Source organism: Tatumella sp. JGM130, from assembly GCF_018257525.1.
Taxonomy (GTDB): Bacteria; Pseudomonadota; Gammaproteobacteria; order Enterobacterales; family Enterobacteriaceae; genus Tatumella; species Tatumella punctata.
Window position 1 is genome coordinate 54,458 of the sequence record NZ_JAERJS010000002.1, and the last position, 25,741, is coordinate 80,198.

28 protein-coding genes and 1 tRNA gene are annotated in these 25,741 nt (G+C 50.3%); 12 read left to right on the forward strand and 17 right to left on the reverse strand.

All coding sequences use genetic code 11. From position 1 onward, the window contains the following. Nucleotides 1–50: 50 nt before the first annotated feature. A tRNA-Val gene (locus JK211_RS01215) sits at nucleotides 51–127 on the reverse strand. Nucleotides 128–281: 154 nt separating this feature from the next. Beyond that, the gene (locus JK211_RS01220) at nucleotides 282–1,655 is read right to left on the reverse strand and encodes an MATE family efflux transporter (protein WP_212706846.1); all 1,374 of its coding nucleotides are present in this window, start codon (nucleotides 1,653–1,655) and stop codon (nucleotides 282–284) included. Between the two features lie 189 nt (nucleotides 1,656–1,844). Here JK211_RS01220 and JK211_RS01225 point away from each other — a divergent pair, with 189 nt between their 5' ends. Then, on the forward strand, nucleotides 1,845–2,480 hold the full coding sequence (locus JK211_RS01225) for a riboflavin synthase subunit alpha (RefSeq protein WP_212706847.1): 636 nt from the start codon (nucleotides 1,845–1,847) through the stop codon (nucleotides 2,478–2,480). Nucleotides 2,481–2,603: 123 nt separating this feature from the next. Here the strand turns inward: JK211_RS01225 and cfa are convergent, their stop codons facing one another. Next, nucleotides 2,604–3,752: a cyclopropane fatty acyl phospholipid synthase gene (cfa, locus tag JK211_RS01230; protein ID WP_212706848.1), complete on the reverse strand. Its 1,149-nt coding sequence runs from the start codon at nucleotides 3,750–3,752 to the stop codon at nucleotides 2,604–2,606. A gap of 314 nt (nucleotides 3,753–4,066) precedes the next feature. Next, on the reverse strand, nucleotides 4,067–5,230 hold the full coding sequence (punC, locus tag JK211_RS01235; protein WP_212706849.1) for a purine nucleoside transporter PunC: 1,164 nt from the start codon (nucleotides 5,228–5,230) through the stop codon (nucleotides 4,067–4,069). Between the two features lie 105 nt (nucleotides 5,231–5,335). Between punC and punR the strand changes: the two genes are divergently transcribed. Then, nucleotides 5,336–6,247 carry a DNA-binding transcriptional activator PunR gene (gene punR / locus JK211_RS01240; protein WP_212706850.1) on the forward strand — a complete coding sequence of 304 codons (912 nt, stop codon included), beginning with the start codon at nucleotides 5,336–5,338 and terminating at the stop codon, nucleotides 6,245–6,247. On the opposite strand, the gene purR is transcribed toward punR, so the two are convergent. Further along, nucleotides 6,244–7,269: an HTH-type transcriptional repressor PurR gene (gene purR, locus JK211_RS01245; RefSeq protein ID WP_212706851.1), complete on the reverse strand. Its 1,026-nt coding sequence runs from the start codon at nucleotides 7,267–7,269 to the stop codon at nucleotides 6,244–6,246. The genes punR and purR overlap by 4 nt on opposite strands. Before the next feature lie 272 nt (nucleotides 7,270–7,541). Here purR and JK211_RS01250 point away from each other — a divergent pair, with 272 nt between their 5' ends. Then, nucleotides 7,542–7,631, forward strand: a complete 90-nt coding sequence (locus JK211_RS01250; RefSeq protein ID WP_212706852.1) for a YnhF family membrane protein — start codon at nucleotides 7,542–7,544, stop codon at nucleotides 7,629–7,631. Nucleotides 7,632–7,920: 289 nt separating this feature from the next. Here the strand turns inward: JK211_RS01250 and JK211_RS01255 are convergent, their stop codons facing one another. Next, nucleotides 7,921–8,718: a C40 family peptidase gene (locus JK211_RS01255; RefSeq protein ID WP_212706853.1), complete on the reverse strand. Its 798-nt coding sequence runs from the start codon at nucleotides 8,716–8,718 to the stop codon at nucleotides 7,921–7,923. A 357-nt stretch (nucleotides 8,719–9,075) separates the two neighbouring features. Here JK211_RS01255 and JK211_RS01260 point away from each other — a divergent pair, with 357 nt between their 5' ends. Further along, nucleotides 9,076–9,411, forward strand: coding sequence for a Grx4 family monothiol glutaredoxin (locus JK211_RS01260; protein ID WP_212706854.1), 336 nt, complete (start codon nucleotides 9,076–9,078; stop codon nucleotides 9,409–9,411). A gap of 91 nt (nucleotides 9,412–9,502) precedes the next feature. Here JK211_RS01260 and rnt read toward each other — a convergent pair whose 3' ends face one another. The 3 genes from rnt to JK211_RS01275 form a co-directional block, all read right to left on the reverse strand. Continuing rightward, a complete protein-coding gene (gene rnt, locus JK211_RS01265) occupies nucleotides 9,503–10,186 on the reverse strand; it encodes a ribonuclease T (protein ID WP_212706855.1) in 684 nt (227 codons plus the stop codon). Between the two features lie 115 nt (nucleotides 10,187–10,301). Next, complete coding sequence (gene gloA / locus JK211_RS01270) at nucleotides 10,302–10,709, reverse strand: lactoylglutathione lyase (protein ID WP_212706856.1); 408 nt, start codon at nucleotides 10,707–10,709, stop codon at nucleotides 10,302–10,304. An 80-nt stretch (nucleotides 10,710–10,789) separates the two neighbouring features. Further along, nucleotides 10,790–11,908 (reverse strand): alkene reductase, encoded by a 1,119-nt coding sequence (locus tag JK211_RS01275; protein WP_212706857.1) that lies wholly within the window; start codon nucleotides 11,906–11,908, stop codon nucleotides 10,790–10,792. 137 nt (nucleotides 11,909–12,045) lie between these two features. On the opposite strand from JK211_RS01275, the gene JK211_RS01280 reads away from it, so the two are divergent. Both JK211_RS01280 and JK211_RS01285 read left to right on the forward strand, forming a co-directional pair. Beyond that, nucleotides 12,046–12,210 (forward strand): hypothetical protein, encoded by a 165-nt coding sequence (locus JK211_RS01280; RefSeq protein WP_212706858.1) that lies wholly within the window; start codon nucleotides 12,046–12,048, stop codon nucleotides 12,208–12,210. 7 nt (nucleotides 12,211–12,217) lie between these two features. Then, a complete protein-coding gene (locus JK211_RS01285) occupies nucleotides 12,218–12,457 on the forward strand; it encodes a DUF1289 domain-containing protein (protein ID WP_212706859.1) in 240 nt (79 codons plus the stop codon). Between the two features lie 21 nt (nucleotides 12,458–12,478). Here JK211_RS01285 and JK211_RS01290 read toward each other — a convergent pair whose 3' ends face one another. Genes JK211_RS01290 through JK211_RS01300 form a run of 3 tightly spaced genes read right to left on the reverse strand, consistent with a single transcriptional unit; the run spans nucleotide 12,479 to nucleotide 15,584 of the window. Beyond that, nucleotides 12,479–14,479 carry an FUSC family protein gene (locus JK211_RS01290; protein ID WP_212706860.1) on the reverse strand — a complete coding sequence of 667 codons (2,001 nt, stop codon included), beginning with the start codon at nucleotides 14,477–14,479 and terminating at the stop codon, nucleotides 12,479–12,481. A gap of 7 nt (nucleotides 14,480–14,486) precedes the next feature. Further along, nucleotides 14,487–15,341 (reverse strand): HlyD family secretion protein, encoded by an 855-nt coding sequence (locus JK211_RS01295; protein ID WP_212706861.1) that lies wholly within the window; start codon nucleotides 15,339–15,341, stop codon nucleotides 14,487–14,489. A gap of 6 nt (nucleotides 15,342–15,347) precedes the next feature. Continuing rightward, on the reverse strand, nucleotides 15,348–15,584 hold the full coding sequence (locus JK211_RS01300) for a DUF1656 domain-containing protein (protein WP_212706862.1): 237 nt from the start codon (nucleotides 15,582–15,584) through the stop codon (nucleotides 15,348–15,350). Between the two features lie 145 nt (nucleotides 15,585–15,729). Here JK211_RS01300 and slyA point away from each other — a divergent pair, with 145 nt between their 5' ends. Next, a complete protein-coding gene (gene slyA, locus JK211_RS01305; protein ID WP_212706863.1) occupies nucleotides 15,730–16,170 on the forward strand; it encodes a transcriptional regulator SlyA in 441 nt (146 codons plus the stop codon). Nucleotides 16,171–16,264: 94 nt separating this feature from the next. On the opposite strand, the gene JK211_RS01310 is transcribed toward slyA, so the two are convergent. Continuing rightward, nucleotides 16,265–16,732: a glycine zipper 2TM domain-containing protein gene (locus JK211_RS01310; protein ID WP_212706864.1), complete on the reverse strand. Its 468-nt coding sequence runs from the start codon at nucleotides 16,730–16,732 to the stop codon at nucleotides 16,265–16,267. A 260-nt stretch (nucleotides 16,733–16,992) separates the two neighbouring features. On the opposite strand from JK211_RS01310, the gene anmK reads away from it, so the two are divergent. From anmK to JK211_RS01335, 5 genes are all read left to right on the forward strand, one after another. Further along, entirely contained in the window at nucleotides 16,993–18,114 is a 1,122-nt protein-coding gene (gene anmK / locus JK211_RS01315; protein WP_212706865.1) for an anhydro-N-acetylmuramic acid kinase, read from the forward strand. A gap of 68 nt (nucleotides 18,115–18,182) precedes the next feature. Further along, nucleotides 18,183–18,842 (forward strand): pyridoxamine 5'-phosphate oxidase, encoded by a 660-nt coding sequence (gene pdxH, locus JK211_RS01320; RefSeq protein ID WP_212706866.1) that lies wholly within the window; start codon nucleotides 18,183–18,185, stop codon nucleotides 18,840–18,842. 132 nt (nucleotides 18,843–18,974) lie between these two features. Continuing rightward, entirely contained in the window at nucleotides 18,975–20,249 is a 1,275-nt protein-coding gene (gene tyrS, locus JK211_RS01325; protein ID WP_212706867.1) for a tyrosine--tRNA ligase, read from the forward strand. A 66-nt stretch (nucleotides 20,250–20,315) separates the two neighbouring features. Continuing rightward, nucleotides 20,316–21,182 carry a pyridoxal kinase PdxY gene (pdxY, locus tag JK211_RS01330; RefSeq protein ID WP_212706972.1) on the forward strand — a complete coding sequence of 289 codons (867 nt, stop codon included), beginning with the start codon at nucleotides 20,316–20,318 and terminating at the stop codon, nucleotides 21,180–21,182. A 343-nt stretch (nucleotides 21,183–21,525) separates the two neighbouring features. Continuing rightward, nucleotides 21,526–21,717 (forward strand): hypothetical protein, encoded by a 192-nt coding sequence (locus JK211_RS01335; protein WP_212706868.1) that lies wholly within the window; start codon nucleotides 21,526–21,528, stop codon nucleotides 21,715–21,717. Nucleotides 21,718–21,724: 7 nt separating this feature from the next. On the opposite strand, the gene dtpA is transcribed toward JK211_RS01335, so the two are convergent. From dtpA to rsxG, 4 genes are all read right to left on the reverse strand, one after another. Beyond that, nucleotides 21,725–23,191 carry a dipeptide/tripeptide permease DtpA gene (gene dtpA / locus JK211_RS01340; protein WP_212706869.1) on the reverse strand — a complete coding sequence of 489 codons (1,467 nt, stop codon included), beginning with the start codon at nucleotides 23,189–23,191 and terminating at the stop codon, nucleotides 21,725–21,727. 566 nt (nucleotides 23,192–23,757) lie between these two features. Beyond that, entirely contained in the window at nucleotides 23,758–24,390 is a 633-nt protein-coding gene (nth, locus tag JK211_RS01345; protein WP_212706870.1) for an endonuclease III, read from the reverse strand. Then, nucleotides 24,387–25,115 carry an electron transport complex subunit E gene (locus tag JK211_RS01350; protein ID WP_212706871.1) on the reverse strand — a complete coding sequence of 243 codons (729 nt, stop codon included), beginning with the start codon at nucleotides 25,113–25,115 and terminating at the stop codon, nucleotides 24,387–24,389. The genes nth and JK211_RS01350 overlap by 4 nt, the downstream gene beginning before the upstream one ends. Further along, on the reverse strand, nucleotides 25,112–25,741 hold the full coding sequence (gene rsxG, locus JK211_RS01355) for an electron transport complex subunit RsxG (RefSeq protein ID WP_212706872.1): 630 nt from the start codon (nucleotides 25,739–25,741) through the stop codon (nucleotides 25,112–25,114). The genes JK211_RS01350 and rsxG overlap by 4 nt, the downstream gene beginning before the upstream one ends.

Genomic DNA, 25,741 nt, shown 5'->3' on the forward strand with positions numbered 1-25,741 from the left:
ACAGTAATAAGGGATATCAGTAACAGAACAACAAGAGAGGAAAAGCAGAATGGTGCGTTCTAGTGGACTCGAACCACCGACCCCCACCATGTCAAGGTGGTGCTCTAACCAACTGAGCTAAGAACGCATTCGCTATCATGCTGACAGCGGGACGAATATTAGCGGCACAGGACGGTGCTGGCAAGGAGAATAATGGTTTTTTATGACTGACTGGACAGCAACTGTGCGAAGCGGGTTATTTTTAATCACCGGCGCGGAAAAAACCGTCGCCGGTGCTGCTATCAGTGGGCCGCGCGGCGCAGTATCACCGCAGCGGACTGACGCTGTACCCACAGAATACGCCAGCTCATCATCAGTGCGGCGGCGGTCAGTCCGATGATAAAACCACACCAGAATCCGGCAGGGCCCATACGCGGTACCAGAATATCGGTCAGTGCCAGCAGATAACCGAACGGTAGCCCAAGTACCCAGTAGGACACCAGGGTAATAAAGAAGATCGACCGGGTATCTTTGTAACCGCGTAAAATACCGCTGCCGATAACCTGAACACTGTCAGAAAACTGATAAATAGCCGCCAGAAACATCAGGTGGGCGGCCAGCATAACCACCAGAGGATCGTCATTATACAGCAGAGCAATTTTATGACGGAAGACGACTGTTCCCAGGGCTGTAATACAGGCAAGACATAACCCCACCGCCTGGGCGGTCCAGGCCGCAATTTTTGCCTGTTCCGTATCCCCCTGACCTAAGCGGTATCCGACACGGATAGTCGCGGCAACCCCCATCGACATCGGCAGGACAAACATCATGGAGCTGAAATTCAGGGCGATCTGGTGACCTGCGACATCCACAATCCCCAGCGGAGAAACCAGTAAGGCCACGACCGCAAATAATGTCACCTCAAAAAACAGTGCTAATGCCACCGGTAATCCCAGTGCGAATAACCGCTTCAGGATTTGCAGGTCCGGAGCTGAACGGCGGGTCAGGTGGTTAATATCTTTCATCACTGGCATCCGGTTCACCCAGTAGCGCATCACCAGGAACATGACCCAGTAAACAGTCGCCGTGGCCACACCACAGCCAACACCACCGAGGACGGGCATACCGAAATGACCGTAAATAAAGATATAATTGAGGGGGATATTACATAACAGGCCGATAAATCCCAGTACCATGCCCGGTTTGGTTTTAGACAGGCCTTCACACTGGTTACGCAATACCTGAAACAGCAGATACCCCGGAGCCCCCCACATTAATGCGTGCAGGTAACGTTCGGCTTTATCCGCCAGTGACGGGTCAATATCAGGCATATGCCGCAATAACAAACCGGCATTCCATAACAGGATAATCGTCAGGATAGCCAGCCCGATAGCCAGCCAGAAAGCCTGGTGCACCTGATAAATAATTTTGTTCCGGCGGCCAGAGCCATTCAGCTGGGCAACCGTGGGGGTCAGGGCCAGCAATAACCCCTGGCCGAACAGGATCACCGGCAACCAGATTGAGGTACCAATAGCCACCGCCGCCATATCCGTGGCACTGACGGAACCTGCCATAATCGTATCAACAAAGCCCATCGCTGTTTGCGCGACCTGGGCCAGAATAACCGGAATAGCGAGCCCAAGGAGCTGACGCGCCTCAGTAAAATACTTCTGCACGAATACACCTGTAAAATAACAAAGGGAATAGAAGAGGAGAGATATCCTTATTGGCGACTAGTGTAGCGGGGTCTGAAAACTTAGCAACCGGTGAATTCAAACTATTTTTGCAATAATAAAGCCCCATTAATGGATAAACAGCCTGCCAGTGTTGTGTTACTCTGCGGAAAATATTCAGGGAGATTAACTATGTTTACAGGTATTGTGCAGGGGACGGCAGAAGTCGTCGCGGTCGATGAAAAACCGTTATTCCGAACCCACACACTGAGGTTTCCTTCACAATGGCTGGAAGGCCTGGAGATTGGGGCTTCTGTTGCGCACAACGGTTGTTGCCTGACCGTCACTGCTATACATGATGATCTGGTCAGCTTTGATCTGATTAAAGAAACATTGCGTATCACCAATCTGGGTGATATCACGCCGGGAAGCCGGGTGAATATTGAGCGTGCTGCAAAATTTTCCGATGAAATAGGTGGTCACCTGATGTCGGGTCATATCATGACCACAGCCGAAATATCGAAAATAATACAATCCGAAAATAACCGTGAAATCTGGTTCAGGCTGCAGGACAGTGCGCTGATCAAGTATATTTTACATAAAGGTTTTGTCGGTATTGATGGCTGCAGCCTGACAATAGGGGATGTGGTAGCGAACAAGTTCTGTGTACACCTGATCCCTGAAACACTGCAACGCACGTTACTGGGTCAGAAAAAGATCGGCGACCGTGTGAATATCGAAATTGATCCGCAAACTCAGGCGGTAATTGATACGGTCGAACGGGTACTGGCAGCTCGCGAAATGGCAACCACAGAAGCGAAGGTATAAGCCGTCGTTATTTTATCGGCCTTGTCTGACAACAGGTGCCTCGCTGAACGATGTTCCTGTAAAAAGCCCGCCGGCTGTCACGACCAACCGGCGGGCTTTATTCTAAGACGAGCCAGTGAAGACTTAACGGGCTACCCGTAATCCGCCATCAATGCCGCGGCTGAAAACGACCTGCCATAACTGGATATCCCTGGCACGGAAGGCACCGGCGCAGGCATTCAGGTAATAACTAAACATACGTTTAAAACGCTGATCATAGTTATTTTCAAGCTGTGGCCAGCTGGCGAGAAAACGTTCGTACCACGCCATCAGTGTCCGGTCATAGTCCACACCAATATTATGCCAGTCTTCCATCACAAAATGCGGTTCGCTGGTCTGAGCGATATGCATCACTGACGGCAGACAACCATTCGGGAATATATATTTATCAATCCACGGGTCAACATTTAAATCGGTATGGTTAGATCCGATAGTATGCAGTAAAAAAAGTCCGTCAGGTTTCAGGTTGCGTGAAACCACATCGAAGTAGGTGGCATAGTTTTTCGGGCCGACATGCTCAAACATCCCGACAGACACAATCCGGTCAAAACTCAGATTAAGATCACGATAGTCTTGTAACAGGATAGTGACGTCCAGGCCTTCGCACCGTTGCCGGGCCATTTTTTGCTGTTCAGCAGAAATGGTGACGCCATGCACACTGACACCGTAACGACGGGCAGCAAACTCAGATAATCCGCCCCAGCCGCAGCCAATGTCGAGTAAAGTCATCCCCGGCTTTAACTGCAATTTACGGCAAATCATGTCCAGTTTAGCTTCCTGTGCGGCGTCCAGAGTGGTTGCCTCTTTCCAGTAACCGCAGGAATACTGCATAAAAGGATCCAGCATCAGACTGAACAGATCATTACCCAGATCATAATGTTCTTTACCGACAATCCAGGCGCGTTTTTTGGACTGAAGATTTTTAAGGCGGGCAGTAGCAATACGAAGTGTGTCTTTGAAATGATGTGGTAATTGTTTATCGAGTTTATATTTCAGTACCCGATAAAAAAACTGGTCAAGCCGTTCACATTCCCACCAGCCATCCATATAACTCTCACCAAGTCCCAGAGAGCCTTCCTGCAAGACGCGTTTAAAAAAATCAGAGTTTTTAACCTGAATATCCCATGGACGGTCGCCATTGATAGCAATATCGGCCATCGACAGCATTTCATTGGCAATGCGGTACCAATTATTTTCCTTAAGGCTAACTTCTGCTACACATGATGAACTCATACGCTTTATATCACCTGTTCTATTTTGAACCTGAGGAAAGAATAGCTGACTTTCACTGGTCCGTGAGTAAACTCACAAAAAACGTGCACTTATAAGTAAAGACAAAACAGAGGATCTAGTAAATATCGAAAAATGCGGTTGTGCCTGAATAGCACAATCAAAACCGGTCACAATATGCCTGCAACTTATAGTGAATATTTGTTACCGGGGTGATTATATGCCTGGCAAGCTGAATGTTCAATGGTTTACGGTTAGGTTGCTAATTGTGAAGAGAAAATTAACCCGCCACCAGATGGGGGCGGGTGAAAGGCGGGTTACGATTTCTGTTGCAGACGGTAACCGGCGATGGCCAGCAGCACAGTAACGGCCATCACCGAGGTGGTGGTTAGCAGGGGCTGTGACAAATGCGAAGAGACCAGCAGGCTGAACAGGAAACACAGTCCCAATTGCAGCGCATTTTGCAGCGCAGCGGCTTTACCACTGGCGGTCGGGAAAATCTGTAAAGCGGCCGACACCACTATCGGATAAATCGCACCATTAGCCATTGCCATACCACAGAAAGGTAACAGTAACGTCAGCAGGCCCGGAGAGGTAAAAAAACTGACCAGCGTCACAGTGATAATACTCAGGGAATAGAGGGCAAGCAGCCAGGGCAGCAGTTGCCGGCCACTGAAATGATTCAGCAGCGCACGACAGCCAAACCCGCCTATCAGAAAAGTCAGTGTCTGAGGAATATAGCTCAGACCGATATCAGCCGGTGACAGTCCGAGATCACTCAGGATAAAAGGTGAACCGGTCAGCCAGGCAAAAAAACTGGCAGAGCAGGCGGCATAAATAAGCACATTACCACTGTAACCGCGGCTGGCCAGCAGTCGGCGGAAGGAAACCGGTTCAGGCTGTCGCGCAGCAGGCGGCTGTTCAGTGGCCGGAACCGCAGGGAGACGCAGCGTACAAATTATCAGCCACAGGGTAAGCAGCATAAGTAGCAAAAATATTGAACGCCAGTGATAATGGGCCAGCAACCATGAGCCCAGCAGCGGGGCGAGGGCCGGAGATAAGGCAACCATGGGCATAACTGTGGCAAAAATCTTCTGACGACCTGAGGCGGGATAATAGTCAACCACCAGCGACTGCCAGCTGACTGCCGCGGCACAGACCCCGAGGGCCTGAATAAAACGCAACCCCAGTAATACTTCCGCTGAGCGTACCCATAACATCGCCAGGCATCCGGCGGCAAAAACAGCCAGTCCGCAGATCAGTACCGGTTTTCTGCCTATTCTGTCAGACAGGGGGCCCCAGAATAACTGCGCACAGGCAAATCCGGCCAGGAACAGACTCAGACTGGCGCTGATTATCCCGGCATTGGTCGCGAGGTCCTGTTTCATTGCACCGAAAGCTGGCAGGTACATATCTGTAGCCAGAAAACCCAGCATGCTGAGTAATGACAGATAAACTAAAAAAAATATCGGATGCCGCATTACTGTTCCTTATCACAAAAATTGGCACAGAGTTTAAAAGGGTGCACAGAGAGTTGTGAACCGTTAATATTTGCAATTATCTGTGAAAAAAATTGAAAGGTAATCATGTGGTCTGAATATTCCCTGGAAGTGATAGATGCCGTCGCAAGGAATGGCAGTTTCAGTGCCGCGGCACGTGAACTGCACCGGGTACCCTCGGCAATAAGTTATACAGTAAAACAGCAGGAAGACTGGCTGGCAGTGCAATTGTTTGATCGCCAGCACCGTGATGTGGTGCTGACTGCCGCCGGTGAGCACTATGTTCGTGAATGCCGGGGGATTATCAAAAAAATGCAGGAAACCCGGCGCCAATGCCAGCAACTGGCGAACGGCTGGCGCGGGCAGGTAAGTATTGCGGTGGACTGTGTCGTCAGGCGGGGCAGAATGCAGCAGTTGATTATCGATTTTTACCGGCACTTTCCGGATATAGAATTGCACGTCAGCGAAGAAGTTTTTAACGGTGTCTGGGATGCACTGGCCGGAGGACGGGTGGATATGGCTATCGGAGCGACCCAGGCGATCCCTGTCACCGGGCGTTTTGCATTCCGTGATATGGGACGACTTAACTGGCGGTGTATTGTCAGCGCCGGGCACCCTCTGGCGGCTGAAGCCCGGCCGCGCGAGGAACAATTACGGGCATGGCCATCATTACTGTTGGAAGACACCTCAAGGGAATTACCGCGCCGCATTACCTGGACCCTGGATAACCAGCAGCGGATGACGGTACCGGACTGGCAAACGGGGCTGGATTGTGTCAGGGCAGGATTATGTGTTGCTATGGTACCGGGGCATCTCGCCAGACCACTGCTGGACGTCGGAGAAGTCAGGGAACTTCCTCTGCCGTCACCGTTTCCGGAAAGCCCCTGCTGCGTCAGCTGGGCGGAAGAGAGAAGCTCTCCGGCATTACGCTGGCTCCTTGAGTACCTTGGTGATACGCAGACACTTAACCAGGAATGGCTGAGTGAAACCGGTAGTTAACGACGGTAATCGTGGAACGGACCATCGGCCACCGATCGTCTTTCAATCAGTGACGGGTATACTTCTATGGTTTGCGGCTCTTCGCGTTTATTCACAATACGATCCAGCAGCATATCCAGCGCTTTCTCGCCCAGCTCACTTTTCGGCTGGTGAATAGTGGTCAGGGCAGGGGTAAAATACCGCGCGTTGCGCACGTTATCGTAACCAATGATCGATATATCCTGTGGCACACGCAGGCCCTGTTCATCGGCAGCACAAATTGCCCCCATCGCCATAATATCGCCGCCACAGAATACCGCCGTGGGTAATCGCGGCTGAGCGAGTATTTTTTGCATTGCCAGGTAACCGGATTCGGGTTCAAAGTCTCCCTGCACAGTCCATTCTTCACAATGGGTAATACCTGCCTCCTCCAGTGCTTTAAGAAATCCTGCCAGCCTGCCGCCTCCCGTATTACGCTCCATCTGGCCGGGAATACAACCGATATCACGGTGCCCGCGCTCAATCAGATAACGGCCAGCCATGTAACCGCCACGGAAAGCATTGTCCAGTACGGTATCAGTAAAATCACCACGGGACATTCCCCAGTCCATAACGACCATTGGGATATTACGGTTCTCCTCCAGCATATCCAGCAACTCCTGTGGATATTCGGCACACAATACCAGCAGCCCGTCGACACGTTTGCGCGCCATCATCGATAAATAAGCGCGTTGTTTCTGCAAGTCGTTATGCGCATTGCCCAGAATCAGGGTATAGCCATGTTCGAAACATTTTTTTTCGATAGCTTCCACAATCTCGGCGAAATAAGGTGCTTCGAGAGACGTCGACAGCAGACCAAGCGTCTTAGTGTTATTCACCTTCAGACTTCTGGCGACGGCACTGGGAGAGTAATGCAACTCTTTAATCGCTTCCCAAACCGCTTTGCGGGTCGTTTCCGCAACAAAACGGGTCTGATTAATGACATGAGAAACGGTGGTGGTAGAGACTCCGGCGCGTTTCGCCACATCTTTAATTGTTGCCATTCCTTGAGAACTCCTGGTGTTTTAAATTATTGATTTTAAGTGTGTTAATCGTTTGCGTTTTTACAGTTTTATCAGGCCGCTAATGATGCTGCCAGGAGGGGCCGTAAAGGATTACCTGTAAAAAAAGCCTGTGCCTTACAAGGGGAAACAGGGAAGGTTGCGCAACAAAGAGCGGTAATTCTAACAAGGCTGTGCGAATAAAACGAGATTTTTGCGCAGTAGTGTGGGAATATAATAATTACCCTGTACTTTATGTGTCTATAGGAGCTGTCATGGATACGGATTTAAAGCTGGCGCTGACCACCACTATCGTTGCATTACTGATGATTGCGACGTTCAGTTTCACCGCAATACTGCATTAATGTATTCGCACCGGCAGAGGGCTGTTTACCCGCTAAAGGCACGTATAAAGCCGGAAAGTAAGGGTAGCAAGCAGCATTACTGACAGAGAAGCCGATACCCGGCGTGTTGCGGGTATCGGCTTTTTATTTTACGGGGCACGAATTTTTTTACAGTATTAAGGGAAGTGTATTTATTCAGATATTATGTATTACTGATCCTGACGGAATCACCGCGTTAGCGGACATAAATCCCCCCCTGAATACCGGTGCTGCGATATTCAGGGGGGGATTTTCAGTCTCTGGGCGGAGACTAGCGGACTGTGCTCGGGGTTACGACCCGCCGTGCACCAATATAATGCTGTTGCCAGTACTCGTTACTCAGTGCGCTGATCTGGATATCCTTGCCGGTGCGTGGTGACTGAATGAATTTCCCATTGCCCAGATAAACGCCCACATGATCAGCCGCACCGCCACGGTGGATACGGAAGAATACCAGATCACCTTTCTCAAGATCGTTGCGTTTAACCGGTGCAGCATCACGCAGATGGTACATTTCATTGGCAGTACGGGGAATTCTGAAGTTTACCAGGTCTTTATAGGCATAATAAACCAGCCCGCTGCAGTCAAAGCCCGTATGGGGTGAGGAACCGCCCCACTGGTACGGCTTGCCTAACTGATCCATTAATTTAACCATCACAATGGCACGCGCTTTCTGATAGCGTTCACGGTGCAGTTTACTCATGCGGATAGAAGCCAGTTTCGCGGAAGGGCGGCCGGCGGTCCTTTTGGCTATCTGGCGCTGGTGACCGTATTTTCTGAGTGCCGGTGTGCGATGTAACGCAATACGACGTGATTCTTTTTTCGGGCGGCTCTCTCTGACTTTACGCGGGCTGGTCAGATGCTTAACCCGGTGGATAAGGGGCTGTCGGGTTCTGTGGCGTGTACTGGCTGTTTTCAGTGGTTTTCTTTTTCGGCGGGCATCTTCTGTTACCGCTTTTTTGGCTGATTTATGAAATGAAGCATTTATTGCAGTACGTGGCGAAGCCTCTGCGACATTAAAAAAAAGCTGTGCTACAGCCAGAATAAAAAGCGTGGTCAGTAAACGCATAGTTGTCAGGTTACAGGTTAATGTCCTGAAAAAAAGCGGACAAGATTAAAAAAATAACATCTGACTTTTCAGCCAGCCCCAAAATCATTCTAATCCAGATTTTTATAAAATGTTAAGGTCTTTTTGCCGTAATCTGTTACGAGAAGTTTTTTGGTGTAAAAATGAGCGTAAACAGTTAATTAAGTCATCTTTTTACCGGTATTTTTACCGCGGGTATCCGTGTTTTTACCCAACAGAGATCATTTAACCCTGAAGGCGCTGATATTATCTTTTCGACGGAAGATGAAAAATGTCGTTTTCACCCGCGGGTTGATATCGTTACAATAACCGGACATGTCGTTTTGTCCCGAAGGAAGTATGATGAGCACTCTTGAAAAAATTCAGACGCAGATTTCAGAAAACCCGATTCTGCTGTACATGAAAGGTTCACCAAAACTGCCAAGTTGTGGTTTTTCAGCCCAGGCGGTGCAGGCGCTTTCTGCCTGTGGCCAGCGTTTTGCCTATGTGGACATTTTGCAGAATCCTGATATCCGTGCCGAATTACCGAAATATGCTAACTGGCCAACCTTTCCGCAATTATGGGTGGACGGTGAATTAGTCGGTGGTTGTGATATTATTATCGAGATGTATCAGCGTGGTGAACTGCAACAGCTGATTAACGAAACGGCTGAAAAATATCCTGCAGCGGAATAAACCGCGGATGTGACTGAAAACGATGCCCGCCGGCCGATGCGGGCATTTTTTCAGCTGCTAACTGAAAGCGGCAGCCTGTTCTCTGTCAGATCTACAACACCGGTGAACTGTGCTGTGTTTTTTCAGCATCAGCATCAGTATCAGTCGCTAATGGCCATCCTCCCAGCCTTTTCCAGCGGTTAACCAGTTCACAAAACAGGGTTGCTGTCTGTTGCGTATCATACAGGGCTGAGTGTGCCTGATGACTGTCAAACTCCATACCTGCGGCCTTACAGGCTTTGGCAAGTACGGTCTGTCCGAGAACCAGTCCGCTGAGCGCTGCGGTATCGAAAGTGGCAAACGGATGGAAAGGATTGCGTTTCAGATTACTGCGCCGGGCTGCCGCCATAACAAAGCTTTGATCAAACTGGGCATTGTGGGCGACAATCACTGCCCGTCCGCAGTCACTGTCTTTCATCCCTTTACGCACCATTTTGAAAATAGCATGTAACGCATCATGCTCACTTACCCCGTTACGTTGCGGGTCATCAGGATTAATCCCGGTAAATGCCAGAGCCTCAGGGTGAAGCAGGGCACCTTCAAACGGGTTAACATTGAAGTGCAGTGTCTGGTCGGGCTGTAACCAGCCGTCACTATCCATTTTCAGGGTAATCGCAGCTATTTCCAGCAATGCGTCAGTATCGGCATTGAAACCGGCGGTTTCGACATCGATAACCACAGGAAAAAAACCGCGAAAGCGTTGGTTCAGGGCATTCAGGGAACAAATATCGGACATCAGTATCTCATTGGACGAAAAGCGCAGTGGGTAGTATCGTAAAAACAGCAGTGGCACAGTGACGGCTATCAGAGGCCGCAGAAAGTGCCTGCCTGTAGCAGGCAGACACTGATGATCAGTGACTCAGGCCCTGACCTGCATATTTTTTCTCGATAAGTTCGATTTTATAACCGTCCGGGTCTTCGACAAAAGCGATAACCGTATTACCACCTTTCACCGGACCGGCTTCACGCGATACTTTACCTCCGCCCTGGCGGATTTTTTCACAGGCTTCAGCCGCGTCCTCGACCTCGATAGCAATGTGGCCATAAGCGTTGCCAGGTTCATAACTGTCAACACCCCAGTTATAGGTCAGTTCAATAACTGCACCTTCACTTTCTTCCGTATAACCGAGGAAAGCCAGCGTATATTTGTACTCGGTGTTTTCACTTTGACGTAACAAACGCATACCCAGCACCCGGGTATAAAAATCTACAGAGCGTTGTAAGTCACCGACACGCAGCATGGTATGAAGCAGACGCATATCATCCTCTTTTTTTCTGTGCAGTCATCAGACATTAATGACCGGAAAGTTTACCGGTCTTTAGTGTAACAGGGAAATCGTTACAGTGAAGCCCGCTTATCGGTCATAAACGGGTAATCGGTGTATCCCTGAGCAGAACCGCCGTAAAATGACTCCGGATGCTGCGGATTCAGTGGTGCATTTTGTTGCAGGCGTTCTGGCAAATCAGGGTTTGCAATATAGTCCCGGCCAAAAGCAACCGCATCAATAAGGCCGCGGTTAATCAGCGCCTCTGCCTTTTGTTTAGTATAGGCACCGGCGCCAATAATTACCCCCGGGAATGCAGCACGGACTTTGTGACGAAAATCGTCACTGTAAGGTGCCCCGCCAGCCCAGTCAGGCTCAGATAAATGCAGATAGGCGACTTTCCGTTTTGCCAGTTCATTGATCAGCCACAGGGCTTCGGCTTCTTCATCCGGTCCGTTGGCTAATGCCTGGAACTCACCGACAGGGGACAGGCGAATGGCAATCCGATCTTTTGCCCAGGCTTCTCCCATCGCATCGACAATGTCCAGTACCAGACGTGCACGGTTTTGCAGGCTGCCACCATATTCGTCGGTCCGCTGATTGGACTGTGCCGACAGGAACTGATGTAACAGGTAGCCATGGGCGGCATGGATCTCTGCCAGGTCAAATCCGGCCTGCTCAGCATTGGCCGCGGCCTGACGGAAATCTGCAATCACTTGCTGAATATCACTGTGGCTCATTTCCCGTGGCAGTGATGTTTTTTCCCGATAGACATTACCGTCAGCATCTTTCAGGGAAGTGCGGGTATTGCCCGGCAGTGCAGAAGGCGCCAGCGGTGGTCGTCCGCCGGGCTGTAGCGACGAATGAGAAATACGTCCTGTATGCCATAATTGTACTGCGATATGTCCCTCAGCAGCATGTACCTGACGGGTAATGTCAGACCAGGCAGCAATTTGCGGGGCGCTATGTAATCCGGGAGCGCCGGCATAACCTTTTGCCTGAAAGGATACCTGGGTGGCTTCAGAAATGATCAGCCCGGCGGAAGCGCGCTGTGTATAATAAACAGCCATCAGCGGTGTGGGAATATCGCCGGGTTCAATACTGCGCAGCCGAGTCAGGGGTGCCATAAAAATACGGTTGGGTACGGTAATTGCGCCAACGGTTAACGGTGTAAAAAGCGGACTGTCAGTCATTTTATTCTCCCCGCGGATGAAGTGTGGTTACAGCATTAACGGCCTGTCCGGAGCCGGCATCAGAGATGATCAGCAGTAACGGGTATCACCGGTCTGTTTCCGGGCCCGGGCAGGCAGAGTAAAGAGCAGGCTGCCTGATGACAATGGACAAGTGGCCTGAACGCACAAACGGACAATTTCCGGCAATGCCGGCCAGTTTTTACGATTGCCAGTGGCATGATCCGGCGCTAGAGTTTAACGGAACTGTAGCAAAAATAACCCGCCGGGCAGAGATTAGCTGGCAGGCATACTCTATGTGCTGAGGGGATAATGGCTGAGCAACTGGAATTTTTCCCTGTCCCGAATCCGTGTCGCGGGATTTGTCGTAGCGACAGCCGGGGCTATTGTCAGGGCTGCCAGCGCAGCCGGGAAGAACGTTTTAACTGGATGACATTCACCGATCCTCAGAAACGTGAGGTACTGCGCATCTGTCTGCAACGGCGCCTGCGTATGCAGCGCCGGAAAAAAACGGCCGAAAGTGAAGAGCCGCAGCAGCCGTCATTATTCTGAACCGTCCGCCGGGGCAGGGGACTAATCAGGAACGGCCTGCTGTAACTGGGCCAGCGAACAGTGCAGGCGCCATAAAATCCCTGCCAGCTCCCGTGCTTCTCTGTCACTGTTAACGGGTAGCCCACGGATCATATCTTCCAGTTCGCTGAGTGTGGCCAGTAGTGAACGATGACGGACGCCCTGTAAACTAATAATATGATGCAATGAACGGAAACACTGATCACGGATGACGATCAGGCTGGCCGAGGCTGACTGCCAGCGGCGTAATTGCCAGACAATATGTGAACAGTTAAGCAATACCACCCCCCAGCGTAACAGCCAGATATGTGCCTGCTGGTTATTACTGTTTTTTAAACGGCTTACCAGGTGATACACGCGGGATTCAAACACGCTTTCACTGAGTCCCGGATGGAGGTGCAGCTGGTCAAGAAATACATGGCGCAGGGCGCGGATATTTCGTCGTGACTTACGGTCGTCAGAGCTGGGACGCAGGATCTGAAATGCCAGCCATGCCAGTAATACGCCGCAGATTTTGGCCACATTATCATTAAGAAATTCGCCGTAATCCCACTGGGGCGGATTAGTCACCGAGATAAATGAGCCAAGATAAACGATTGACTGTCCCCAGAAGCTGGCACTGGCGGGATGTTGCAGCTTCAGAAGATGGCAGGTAATCAGCAGCGGGAATAAAAACAACATCAACTGCCACAGGGCACTGATTTGGATCATCAGACCGAATTTTAATAACAGACTGAAAAAAGACAGTATCAGTAAGGTTTTAAGTAACCCCAGAATCGTTCCTGCCGCGACAGGTGATGACGAATAGAGAACACAGGCGATAGAGGTCAGAGTCAGTGCGGCTGCGCCGCTTTCCCAGTGGCTGTTGATCCAGAAGGTGCCCCCCAGCACAATAGCTGCGAAGGTTCTGACGGCACTCCATCCGGCTTCAGTACTGTCATTTTCTCTGGCCAGAGACGGTACCTGCGGTGGCTGAAAGCGAGTATCTGCATCTGCGGCTGTGATTAAACGGATCCAGCGGCTGACATTCAGATACAGCCAGCAAAAATAACGTAAACGTTCGCAAAACGCCTGCTGGCGATAGTCAGCATCACCTTGCTGAGATATCTGATAAATCAGCACCGCCAGCCGGTATTTATCACAACCCGGGCGTCCGAGCTCCTGCATCACCTGTGTCAGGCCCTGCCTGAGCCCGGCGGGCGCGTCCGGCCAGTTCAGCAGCATACGACGTAATCCCGACAGTATGCCGGTCAGCCGCAGCTGCTGGTGAAGAATATAATTCAGTACATTATTTTGCCGGCGAAAACGGTAATGACTCCAGAATGCCTGAATCCGTAGCAGATTAATGGTCAGGATCTGTGAAATAACCATCTCATGCGCCGCACCGGCAGTAGCAGGGCTGTCATTGGTTAACAGGCTGACGGCATGTGTATACAGTTGCTGATGCATAGTACGTAACGACTGCATCAGTTTATCCCCATCCGATGTGCCTGGCAGGATCATCATCATCAGCCCCGCACAAAGTATACCGGTAATCACTTCGCAAAGCCGTGCCTGCGCCATTTCCCAGACCTGATTAACATCAGTCACATTGACGGTGGTAAACGCAATGATTGCCGCCGTATAACCTGACAGGCAGAAGGCGTAAGCAACATTATTCTGATAATGGCTGGAGATCCAGGTACAGAAGGCCAGCCAGCCGGCAATCATAAAAATAAACAACCAGGGGTCATTCAGGGCATGTCCGGCAATAATCAGCGCGGCAGTAGCGCCTAACAGACTGCCGCAGATCCGCCCGAGGCTCTTACTGATAGCGCCGCCCACGGTCGGAAAACTGACTACCGCAGCGGATGTCATCGCCCAGTAAGGTTCATCCAGTTGTAAACTATAGGCAAAGGTCAGGGCCAGACACATTGCCAGGCTATTGCGCAAAGCGTAGCGCCACTGCAGGCTATTAGCTTTAACCCAGGGTAATTGCTGCCATTCCAGCCAGTTAAGGTTCATCTGCGGGTCACCGGCGAATAACAATAGTGCAGGTAGTTCCTGCAACCAGCTGAATATTGTCCGGGACTTTGTCCAGCCGGATGCGTACCGGTACGCGCTGAGCAAGCCTTACCCAGGGCACGGTAGGTTTTATTTCCGGAACCAGCCCGTCGGCCTCAATATTCTGGTCGTAGATAGCGCGGCCGATACTTAACACGGTACCGGTCAGTGTGTCGCCATTACTGTAAAGTACTATTCTGGCCGGGTCACCGTCACGGATATGGCGCAGTTTGGTCTCTTCAAAGTATCCCATTACGTAATAGGAGTGGCTGTCCAGCAGAGCAAATAATGGTGAACCTTCACTGGCATAGTTACCTGCGCGGAGAGTCAGGTTAGTAATCCATCCATCGACCGGAGCATAAATTTTGGTCCGTTGCAGGTCCCACAGGGCTTTATCCAGGCTGGCTTGTGCAGCTTTTTCGCTGGCCTGCATGGCATCTGCCGTCTGGCGTGCGATATCCATATCTTCTGCTGAAATAATATTTTTCGGCAGACGGGCACGGCGTTGCTGTTCATGGCGCGCTTTCAGTAAATCGGCCTGTGACCTGGCCAGTAATGCCTGCGCATTATCCACCGCTATTTTTAGCGGTACCTCATCCAGGGTTACCAGTAAGTCACCCCGGCGGACAAACTGGTTGTCAGTAACATTAACCGAAATAATCCGGCCCGATACTTCAGGCGTAATATTTACCAGTTCGGCACGTATCTTCCCGTCACGGGTCCAGGGGGATTGCATATAGTAGTTCCACATCCACCAGCCGGCAATCAGGGCAATAGCAAACACTATCAGGGTCGTAAAATACTTCAGAAGATTCACTTTCATAAGTCATTATCTCAGGCTGAGCAAGCCAAATGCGCCGGCAACACACAGGATAAACAGGGACAGGTCCATCAGCGTCGGGTGCCAGAAAACACCGGAGTACATCCGTGCTCTGATCAGCGGATGGATCATCAGCCAGAAGAAAAAGCCGAGTAAAACAGGCTTAAATATCGGCGGAAAAAATAAAGAATCCCCCAGCACCAGTTCGGTCAGGGAAGAAAAAGGCGGATGGCTACTCCAGTTCATATCTGGCAATCCTTGTCAGCAAAAATACAGCAGAAGAAAAGCAGAAAATGATTTCTGCATCAGGCATTTGTAATTACTCCCTGAAAACCGCAAAATAGTGTAAGATCGAAAATAATGCTTAGCAAGCTAATTATAAGGGGGTTGTATGGAGTCTTCATTAGGCACTGATCTTGCCAGACTGGTGCGTATGTGGCGCGCAGTCATTGATAACAGACTGAAACCCCTGGGCCTGACCCAGACCCTGTGGGTGACATTGCATAATATTCACCAGTTACCTCCGGAACAGTCACAAATACAGTTGGCTAAAGCGATTGGTATCGAACAGCCTTCACTGGTCAGAACACTCGATCAGCTGGAAAGCAAGGGGCTTATCAGCAGGCTCCCTTGTGCCGATGATCGCCGGGCTAAAAGAATCACCCTGACAGAGGCCGCAGCACCGGTCATTGAGCAGCTGGAAGGTGTGATTGATCGCAGTCGTGAAGATATTCTTGACGGATTATCCGATTCAGAAATTTCCACACTGGGGAAGCTTATCGGCAGGCTGGAAAAAAACATTGTCGAACTGCAAGGAAAAGAGAGTCAGTGACAATTTTATCTGACGGAATAACCGGACAATAAACAGCTAATTTTTTACAGACAAAGAACCCGTCGTCAGACGGGTTCTTTAATATTGAGGAGTCTTAGCGGGGGGAAACCGTTACCTGGCTGCCATCAGTGGCGATAGCCACACGCATACCCGCAGAGTAACGGGTATTGCCTTGTTTCTGAACAACCATAATGGTGTTGCCGTCATCTTTACGGATTTCCAGCTCAACGCCCTGTGAAGTATTCAGGCTGCCCTGTACGCCCTGACCGGCCAGGCCGCCCAGTACTGCACCACCGGCTGTCGCCAGGCTGCGTCCGGCACCACCACCGATAGTATTACCGAGGAAGCCACCCAGCACTGCACCACCGATTGCGCCAATAGCATTGCTGTCACCGCCTGCCTGGATTTTTACCGGGCGTACGGAAATCAGCGTCCCGTAGGAAACACTCTGCACCTGTTTGGCTTCGCTGGCGCTATAGACATCACCGGACAAATTATTGTCATTGACACATCCGGTCAGTGCCAGGGCAACCGCAGCAACAGCAGTTAAACGTTTAATCATTCAGAAACTCCTTTCAAAAATCGGCGCAATTTGCGCACCTTTGACCACGCTATCATCCAATTATAAAGCAAATTGTGCATTTTGAAGCGATTTTTGCAATTATCAGCATGACATTCTGGAACTGTGTGCATAAACGATAATTCAATCATCGGCAAAATGTATTCAATTAATTGATGATCAATTGTTATCCTGTTCACAATATAAGTCACTAATAATCAGCGGGCGGCTGACAGCCAGCAGCGCCGTAAACTGAGGTTAACATGAAGTCGGGACGATATATCGGAGTAATGTCAGGCACCAGCCTGGACGGAGTGGATGTTGTGCTGGCGGCCATAGACGAACATATCGTTGCCCAGCAAGCCAGTTATTGTCATCCTATGCCGCTCGACATTCGGCAGCAGATACTGGATGTCTGCCAGGGGCAGCCCGTGACGTTGTCACAAATAGGCCGGCTTGATTCACGCCTCGGGCAGTTGTTCAGTGAAGCCATAGAAACTCTGATGCGCCGTGAGTCCCTGAACCCGTCGGATATTGTCGGCATTGGCTGTCACGGGCAAACCGTCTGGCATGAACCGGAAGGTGATGCGCCTTTCAGCCTGCAACTGGGAGACAATAATCAGATAGCCGCCCGGACTGGCGTTACGGTGGTCGGGGATTTTCGCCGGCGAGATATGGCGCTGGGGGGGCAGGGAGCGCCTCTGGTTCCGGCGTTTCACCGTGCAGTACTCATGCATCCCGGCGAACGGCGGGTGGTACTGAATATTGGCGGAATTGCCAATCTCTCACTGCTGTTTCCGGGGCAGACTATCTGTGGTTTTGATACCGGGCCGGGAAATATTCTGATGGATGCATGGATATGGCGTAACCGGCAACAACGTTTTGACCGGGATGGTCGCTGGGCCAGTAGTGGTAAAGTTATCCCTGTATTGCTGAAACAGATGCTGGACGATCCCTGGTTCTCGTTACCGACACCGAAAAGTACTGGCCGGGAATACTTTAATCTGTCGTGGGTCGAAAAGCAGTTACAGCGCTTGCCGGGACTTGCCGCCAGTGATGTTCAGGCCACCTTACTGGAATTAACCGCCATGAGTATCGTGCAGCAAATCCGCTTAAACGGACACTGTGATCGTCTGCTGGTCTGTGGCGGAGGAAACCATAACCGGGCATTAATGGCGCGTATTTCGGCCCTGCTGCCGGGGACTGCCGTGGGGAAAACAGATGATGCGGGGATCAGCAGCGATGATATGGAAGCGCTGGCTTTTGCCTGGCTGGCATTTCGTACCTTATCTGGACTGCCCGGTAACCTGCCAGCGGTGACCGGCGCCAGAGATTTTACTCTGCTCGGTGCCATTTTCCCTGCCAGTCTGCTGGCAGACGAGTAACAGGCCCGCCCCTGTTAACGAGGGCGATGTAAATAGTGCTGGTGTTGTTTTTTAATGAGTTAGCTAAAATGACTAATGAGAGTGAACCGTTACAAAATATAGCCGACCTGCGTCGTGAATATACCCGCGGGGGATTAAGACGTAAGGATCTGCCTGAACATCCGATGGCGTTATTCGGTCAGTGGCTCAGCCAGGCCTGTGAAGCCCGGCTGCCGGACCCGACGGCAATGTGCGTGGCGACAGTCGATGAGCAGGGGCAACCCTATCAGCGGATTGTATTACTGAAACAATACGATGATAACAGTATGATTTTCTATACTAACCTTGGCAGCCGTAAAGCGCAGCAATTGGCTAATAACCCGAAAATATCCCTGCATTTCCCGTGGCATATGCTGGATCGTCAGGTGATGGTGCTCGGTGAGGCAGAAAAACTCACTGCCGGTGAGGTGCTGAAATATTTCAGCAGCCGTCCCCGCGACAGTCAGATTGGTGCCTGGGTTTCCAGACAATCGAGCCGGATTTCGGCCCGGGGGATCCTCGAAGGTAAATTCCTCGAAATCAGTCAGAAATTTATGCGCGGTGAAGTACCGTTACCGGATTTCTGGGGAGGGTACCGGGTCAGATTTCATACCATGGAATTCTGGCAGGGCGGTGCGCGGCGGCTGCATGATCGTTTTATTTACCAATATCAGAACGACTGCTGGAAAATTGATCGTCTGGCACCCTGATTTTGCGAAATAAGCTATTTCACTACTGGAACAGTTTGTCCGTGCGTTTTATTCTATGCACCTTATTTTTTCCGCCGTTGGCGGAAAGCTGTGTACCAGCAAAGGTGCAGTCTGTTCAATTTGGAGTCGTTAATGACCAGCAGTAACCTGATACAACAATTGCAGGAAAGGGGCCTGATCGCCCAGGTAACGGATGAAGAGGCGTTATCAGAGCGACTGGCACAAGGGCCTATTGCACTGTATTGCGGCTTTGATCCTACCGCAGATAGCTTACATCTGGGCCATCTGGTACCGTTACTTTGCCTGAAACGTTTTCAGGATGCTGGCCATAAACCGGTCGCGCTGGTCGGTGGTGCCACAGGACTTATCGGTGACCCGAGTTTTAAAGCCAGTGAGCGTAAACTGAATACCTCAGAAACCGTCGGCGAATGGGTGGAAAAAATCCGCCAACAGGTCTCCCCGTTCCTGAACTTTGAGTGTGGTGACAACAGCGCGATTGCGGCCAACAACTATGACTGGTTCGGCGGGATGAATGTTCTGACGTTCCTGCGTGATATTGGTAAACACTTCTCTGTGAATCAGATGATTAACAAAGAAGCGGTAAAACAGCGTCTGAACCGTGATGACCAGGGCATTTCGTTTACGGAATTCTCATATAACTTATTGCAGGGATATGATTTTGCCTGTCTGAACAAACTGCACGGTGTCAGCCTGCAGATCGGTGGTTCTGATCAGTGGGGGAATATCACTTCCGGTATCGATCTGACCCGCCGTTTACATCAGAACCAGGTGTTTGGTCTGACTGTGCCGTTAATTACCAAATCTGACGGAACCAAATTCGGTAAAACCGAAGGTGGTGCTGTGTGGCTGGATGCCAGTAAAACCAGTCCGTATAAGTTCTATCAGTTTTGGATCAATACCGCCGATGCCGATGTGTATCGCTTCCTGAAATTCTTCACCTTTATGAGCATTGAAGAAATTAATGCCCTGCAGCAAGAAGATCAGCAGAGCGGTAAAGCACCGCGCGCCCAGTACGTCCTGGCTGAACAAGTGACCCGGCTGGTGCATGGGGAAGAAGGCCTGGCAGCTGCCCGCCGTATTACGGAAAGCTTATTCTCCGGATCCCTGAATTCACTGACGGAAGCTGATCTTGCCCAGCTGGCTCAGGACGGTATGCCGGCGGTCACTCTTTCAGAAGGAGATGATCTGCAACAAGCCCTGGTCGTTGCAGAACTGGTACCTTCCCGTGGTCAGGCTCGCACGTTAATTTCGTCCAACGCTGTTTCCGTTAACGGACAAAAACAATCGGATGCTGAATACCGTTTCAGCGCAGACGACAAGTTATTTGGTCGTTACACCGTATTACGTCGCGGTAAAAAGCATTACTGCCTGATAAACTGGCAATAAACAGTAAACGATAAAGGCCGGTCTCCGGCCTTTTTTACGGTTAAATTAAGCGAAAGACGTCATACAATAATGAAAAATATTCTTGCAATACAATCACATGTTGTTTACGGGCATGCAGGTAATGCCGCCGCAGAATTTCCGATGCGCAGAATGGGGGCCAATGTCTGGCCATTAAATACGGTTCAGTTTTCGAACCATACCCAGTATGGTCACTGGACGGGTACGGTTATGCCGGCATCGCATCTGACAGACATTGTCAAAGGTATTGCAGAAATCGATCGCCTGAAAACCTGTGATGCGGTACTGAGTGGTTATCTTGGCTCAGCAGAACAGGGTGAGAAGATCCTGGAAATCGTGCGTGAAGTGAAAACGGTGAATCCGCAGGCATGGTACTTCTGTGACCCGGTGATGGGGCATCCGGAAAAAGGCTGTATTGTCGCCCCCGGAGTGGCCGAATTTCATTGTAAATACTCTCTGCCGGCCAGTGATATTATTGCGCCAAATCTGCTGGAGCTGGAAATGCTCAGTGACCGGCAATTGCATAATATTGATGAATGTATTGACGCCTGTCGCCAGTTAATTGCACAGGGACCCCGTATTGTGCTGGTGAAACATCTGTCACGGGCCGGAAAACGCAGCGACCAGTTCGAAATGCTGTTAGTGACCGCAGATGAAGCCTGGCATATCCAGCGTCCGCTGGTCGATTTCGGGGTACGCCAGCCGGTCGGCGTGGGAGACCTGACCAGTGGTTTACTGCTGGTGGATCTGCTGCACGGTAAATCAATGCAGGATGCCCTTGAACATGTCACTGCTGCAGTATATGAAGTAATGATTAAAACCCATCAGATGGGAGAATACGAGCTGCAACTGGTGGCAGCCCAGGACCAGATAGCGATTCCCGTTCATCAGTTTGTGGCGGAACGATTAAGTTAAATGCTCTTAACGGCAGGGCCGTCGCGGGTCGATGGCCCTGCCTGTAATGATCAAATCCGGTAATTTCGCCGCTGTTACAGCGCCTGGCCGCCGGAAGCCTCAATCCGCCGGTTTCGTCACTGAGTATGGCACTGACCGCATCCCCGATATCCTCTGGCAGCGAGTTTTAAGGCTGCATTTTTACCCGCCCCCCGGCGTTCGCCGCTAATGAGTGTAATGTTCTGGCTCATATTTACGCCGTGAAGAAAAAGGGAATCCAGTCACCATCCTGTTTGCCAATAATTTGATAATAAATGGTCCTGATTACAGTTCACTGTTTCGTTTTCGACAACCCCGGGAAGGGATGGATAAAACTCAGGCAGTTCAGGTGGTTGTCTGTGTGGCGTCAACGGGCAGTGTGACCCGTACCGCGGAGACTGTGTATGGCGTGGCTGACAAACAGAGTACAGGAATATATCCGCAGCTGAGCAAAGGGAAATCCTGCGGCGGACAAAAAAAATCCCCGTCAGCAGGCTGGCGGGGATTCGGAATTTAGCGCAGCATCAGTCGCGGGTCATTTTGTGAAGCAATGGCGCGGAAACCAGCATTACCGCAGCAATGATCAGTGTAGTGATCCCGATTTGTTTGAAGACGTGGCTATATACCACCAGTGATTCTACAGGATTGGTCACATCGCCAGGTACCGCCATCAGTCCGGCGACTTTACCGGCAATAACGGCAGCGCAGGCAGTCGTCAGGAACCAGGACCCCATAATAAAGCCCATCAGTCGCTGCGGAACCAGTTGTGCAACCATCGCCAGACCCAGTCCGGAAATCATCAGTTCACCAATACTCTGTAATGCGTAACTGAGGATCAGCCAGTTTACCGAAACAATACCCTGTTCACTGGCATACTCTGCCCCCAGCGGCAGTACCAGAAACGCCCCCGAACATAACAGCATACCGATAGAGAACTTAAACGGCATCGGCAGGCGATCACCCAGTTTGTTGTACAGCATCGCCAGTAACGGGCTGCATACCATAATCCAGAACGGATTCAGTGCCTGGAACTGCTCCGGCTGGAAAGTAATCCCAAAGATCTGGTGTTCAACATTGCGGATGGCAAAGAAGTTCAGTGATGTCGGCATCTGCATATACAGCACGAAGAAGACGATAGCTTCGACCATCAGAATAAATGCCACCATCATTTTGCGGCGCGCAGCACCCTGCAGGGCAAAGGTTTCTTTCGCGAATACCAGTACAATACCGATAGCGATTACCAGTAAAGCAATCCGCGCCACAGACTGGTGATGCAGTAACCCGCTGGCAACGGCGATCAGTACCACCACACCAGCCAGCGTCGCCAGCAGTTTACCTGTATGCAGCGGGGCAAAGTCGGCCGCAGAGCCGTGCTTTTTAACCAGCGATTTCAGGCTCAGGAAGTTAATCAGCGTAAATACCAGTCCGACGACGGACAATGAGAATGCCACGCTCCAGCCGTATTGATTTGCCAGCCATGGGGTCAGCATCATTGAGAACAGGGAGCCGATATTGATGGACATATAAAACATGGTGAATGCACCATCAATACGCGGGTCATCTTTCTCATAACAGGTAGACAGTAAAGACGACGGGTTCGCCTTAAACAGTCCGCTGCCGACAGCAATGGTTGCCATCCCCAGATAGACCACATCAACATGATGGCCGGAGAAGGCGATCAGTGAATAACCCAGCGCCAGTACAATCACCCCGAGGACGATAACCCGCTTGGTTCCCAGAACTTTGTCACCTAACCAGCCGCCGATCGCCGTCAGGCCATAAACCATCGCACTGAAAGAAGAGAACAGGGTGATAGAGTCAGCTTCTGACATCCCCAACTGTTTGACCAGGTAAACAGCCATTATTGCCTGTAAACCGTAGTAACCAAAACGCTCCCAGAGCTCGATGGTGAAAATCAGATAGAACGCTTTCGGTTGCCGAAAGGCATTCATACTGACAGCCTCTTTATTATGTTTGTTTGCAGTAGACACTATTACCTCGGTGTATGATGACCCTGTTTTACGTCAGGAATTAAGTGCGTGCCATGCGTATAATTTTGCATGATCGTTGTTTTTTATAGGTAGTGCGGACATCTGATTCAGACGATAAAAACGATACGGCATAATCACCAGTTGAATGACTGACAGACTGCATTGCATAGATTTTAAAGTTGTTAACAAAGTGCGCAGGATAATTAAATATCGAAAATACGTAACAATCCGATAGAAAGAATAATAAATTAGTGCAGGTAATGCAATGGCAGTGGTTTTGGCTTTTAATGTTTTTATTATGCAAATTTAAAGGGTGTCATCCTGTTTTATTTTTATTTATTGTGTTTTTATGCTATCGATATTTTGTTTTGTGGGGTTTTGTTCTGATGTAAAAAGCGAAGTGTAATAGTAAACGGAATGGGTGAAAATAACAGAAATGGCAGAGTTGGTTTACAGTAAAAAAAAAGACACTACAGTAACTTATTGATTTATATTGCTAATGTCAGACAGGTCCGCGGGCGGATATCTGTCTGTGGATTAACAAAAAAATTTTTTTTTTGAAATTTTTAGTCAGTTTTGTCGCGAAATTCGCATAAATCTTCTATCAGACAGGAACCACAGCGAGGTTTACGGGCAATGCAGGTATACCGCCCGAGCAGGATCAGCCAGTGATGACAGTCCACTTTAAATTCAGCAGGGACGACTTTGAGTAATTTTTGTTCGACCTGATCGACATTTTTACCGGGGGCAAAGCCGGTACGGTTCGACACACGGAAGATATGGGTATCCACCGCGATGGTCGGCCAGCCAAATGCCGTATTCAGTACTACATTCGCTGTTTTTCTGCCCACCCCGGGTAATGCTTCTAAGGCTTCACGGCTTTCCGGCACCTGGCTCTGATGCTGATTCACCAGTATCTGACAGGTTTTAATCACATTTGCCGCTTTACTGTTAAACAGTCCGATGGTTTTTATCGCATCACGGACGCCGTCTTCTCCCAGTGCCAGCATGCTCTCCGGGTCAGGGGCTTTGGCAAACAGCCCGACAGTTGCTTTATTGACACTGACATCCGTTGCCTGAGCCGAAAGCAACACAGCGATTAACAATTCGAACGGTGAGCTGAAATTAAGTTCAGTGGTCGGATGCGGGTTATTGGCCCGCAGCCGGCTAAGGATCTGATAACGTTTCTCTTTATTCACGACGCTTTTCCGGTCTGTAACCGGGTGGCCGCGACCGCCGGCGAAGGGCTTTCAGCCAGTTTTGCGGCTTCGGCTTTGCGTTCAGCATACTGACGGGTGCGCTGATCGATCAGGTATTTGACGGCCAGTAACATACCAAGACCGATAAATGCGCCCGGCGGCAGCATAGCCAGTAACATCGGCGAATCGAAATGGAATACCTGAACACGCAGAACTTTCGCCCAGGGGCCGAGTAACTGGTCAGCACCGTTAAAGATAGTACCGTTGCCAATAATCTCACGCAGAGACCCGAGGGTGACCATGGCACAGGTGGCTCCCATTCCGATAGAAAAACCATCGAGCGCTGAAAGTGCAACACTGGATTTAGAGGCCACGGCTTCGGCACGACCAACCACAATACAGTTGGTCACGATCAACGGAATAAAAATCCCCAGTGACTGGTACAGACTGTGTGCATAAGCGCTGATCAGCATCTGTACGCAACTGACGACCGAGGCAATAATCATTACATAAATCGGAATACGAATTTCTGACGGCATCCAGCGCCGCGATAATGAAATGGCGCTGTTAGTTATGGTCAGCACCAGGGTGGTGGCAAGCCCCAGCCCGAGGGCGTTAGTGGCGGTAGACGTCACCGCCAGTAACGGGCACAGGCCCAGTAACTGAACCAGCGCGGAGTTATTTTTCCACAGACCGCCGATCAGTAAGTTTTTAGCTTCACTCATTGAGTATCTCCACATTCTGGCAGCGATGATAGCTGCGATGGCAGTGTTTCAATATACAGGGTGGTACGTTTGGCAGCATTAACTACCGCGCGGGGAGTAATCGTTGCCCCGGTAAACTGGTCAAAATCCCCGCCGTCTTTCTTAACCGCAAAATGGCGATCATAAGGGCCCTGTAATACCACCCCCGAAAAATGCGTTATCCAGTCAGAAATGCGTAATTCAATTTTGTCCCCCAGCCCCGGGGTTTCATGCTGTTCGACGACACGCACGCCGAGAACCTTGCCGTGGAAGTCGGCACCGACCAGCATCTGGATAGCCCCTGAATAACCGTCGGGAGCAGTGGTTTCCAGTGCCACGGCCACCGGAACACCATCCTTGCGTGCCAGATATAAATGGTGCGGGTCCATATTGCCTAATGACTTATCACGCACCACATAGCATTCCTGCTGCAGTTTATTATTATACAGAGATGGCGGAACGACCTGGTCGAGTAATGCTTTTTGTTCCAGTGCCATCTGATGTTCTACCGTTGGTTTGGTCACCATATTAATCACCGCCGTCATACCGGTAGTAATAGCAGCAAATACTGCCAGGGTGACGCCGTTTTTTCGGATAGTATCGAGCAT